Origin of the sequence: Streptomyces sp. NPDC007346 (genome assembly GCF_040703535.1) — a bacterium.
In the GTDB taxonomy this organism is placed as follows: domain Bacteria; phylum Actinomycetota; class Actinomycetes; order Streptomycetales; family Streptomycetaceae; genus Streptomyces.
This window is the reverse complement of sequence record NZ_JBEYKR010000291.1, coordinates 1-1,688: the sequence shown is the minus strand read 5'-3', so window position 1 is coordinate 1,688 and position 1,688 is coordinate 1. Positions and strand designations below refer to the sequence as shown.

Annotated in this window: 2 protein-coding genes; one reads left to right on the top strand and one right to left on the bottom strand. The window is 73.5% G+C overall.

Annotated elements, in window-relative coordinates; genetic code table 11:
- Positions 1-83: 83 nt before the first annotated feature.
- Positions 84-563 carry a hypothetical protein gene (locus AB0917_RS34125; protein ID WP_366823580.1) on the bottom strand — a complete coding sequence of 160 codons (480 nt, stop codon included), beginning with the start codon at positions 561-563 and terminating at the stop codon, positions 84-86.
- A 325-nt stretch (positions 564-888) separates the two neighbouring features.
- Between AB0917_RS34125 and AB0917_RS34120 the strand changes: the two genes are divergently transcribed.
- A complete protein-coding gene (locus tag AB0917_RS34120) occupies positions 889-1,551 on the top strand; it encodes a class F sortase (RefSeq protein WP_366823579.1) in 663 nt (220 codons plus the stop codon).
- The last annotated feature ends 137 nt before the right edge of the window (positions 1,552-1,688 follow it).

Below are 1,688 nucleotides of genomic sequence, written 5' to 3'. Positions count from 1 at the left end.
GTGCGCCGCACGGCAGTCGCCCCGGGTCCTGATCCAGGACTCGGGGCGACGGGCGTATCGGGCCGGGCGGGAGGTCCGACGTCCTAGAAGGCCGCATGGCTCGTCCGCCGACGCCGGACGAGGAAGACCGCGCCACCGACGGCCGCCGCGGCGACCAGTCCACCGCCGACCTGCATCTCCGTGGAGCCGGGGCCCATCGAACCGCCGAGCCCGCCCTGCGCGCCGGCGCCGGCGAGCACGGTGAACTTGTGCGTGGCGATCTTGTCGTTGTCGCTGCACTTCACGGAGAGGTGGTAGTGGCCCGGCGTGGTGTTGTGCCGGATGTGGGCCGTGGCGTGGTTGCTGCCACCCGCCGACAGCTCCGTCGTCGGGAAGGCGTTCGACCAGACCTTGCCGCCGTGGCCGCAGCCCTGCGCGGTGACCTTCAGGGTCGCGCCCTGGTGGACCGACTGCGGGTTGACGGAGACGTTGACCGGGCCGTTGGTGGCGGCGGCCATGGGGGCCGCGAGCCCGACGGCCGCGAATGCGGTCGCGGTGACCGCGAGAGCGCGTGAAGCACGCATCGTGTGGACCTCCAGCGGGAAACGCCCCGGAGTCCTGTCCTCCGGGATGGATCGACGTGAACGCCTCCCATGACGAACACTCACCATTGGGCCTTCGGCCCGCACTTCGGCACTGCTCCACCCCGGTGACACGACACGCCGTACGAAAACCCCTCCGTCCGACGGATGCGCAGGTCACAGCCCACCGGAACTTTTATCTGCTCACTACTCCGAAGGGCAGTCACCTCGGGGGCCGACATTCCGCCCGCCACCCGTTCGCCTCTCCCTGATCGCCGCCCGCCCGCACCGCCCCTAACGTTCCAAGCGTCGCGACGAAGGGAGCACCATGGGCCGGGACTACGCTGGCGCCGAGCGGACCAGACGCGTGCCGTGGGGTGCCGTCGCTCTGGTCATGCTCACGGGCCTCGCCCTCATGCGCAACGGGACGGGGTTCGCGGAGGAGGGCCCGCCGCAGCCCGCGGCCGCCGCCGCGCTGGACCTGAGCAGCGACACCGCGGGCCCGCCGGTGGAGGGCGAGCCGGTCCAGCCGCTGCCGTACGCCCCCGCCTCCCGGGTGAAGATCCCGTCCATCGACGTGGACGCCCCGATCATCGATGTGAACCTGGACGCCGACGGCTGGATCGACGCCCCGCCGGCCGAGGACCCCAACCTCGCCGGCTGGTACCAGAACGGCATCGCACCCGGGGAGCGCGGTACGTCCGTGGTCGTCGGCCATGTCGACAACCTGTCGGGGCCCGCGGTCTTCTACGGGCTCGGCTCGCTCCAGAAGGGCCACCACGTCGAGGTGACCCGCTACGACGGCCGGATCGGGGTCTTCGAGGTCTACGGGGTGGAGGTCTTCTCCAAGGACGATTTCCCCGGCTCCCGGGTCTACGGCGACACGGGCCACGCGGAGCTGCGGGTCATCACCTGCGGCGGGGCGTACTCGCAGGCGGGCGGCTACGACGGGAACGTGGTGGTCTTCGCCCGGCTCGTCGAGACCCGCTGACCGCCCGTCGGGACCCACCGGCCGGGCGGGGGCCGCAGGGGGCGGGCCCCCCCCCGGCCCGGGGGGGGCCCCCCCCCCCCCCCGCCCCCCCACCCCCGGGGGCCCCCGCACGGCGGGGCCCCCGGCCCCCCCCCCGG

Bases quoted from the DNA above. Each gene is read 5' to 3' on its own strand.
- AB0917_RS34125 (WP_366823580.1), bottom strand. From the start codon at position 563: ATGCGTGCTTCACGCGCTCTCGCGGTCACCGCGACCGCATTCGCGGCC.
- AB0917_RS34120 (WP_366823579.1), top strand. From the start codon at position 889: ATGGGCCGGGACTACGCTGGCGCCGAGCGGACCAGACGCGTGCCGTGG.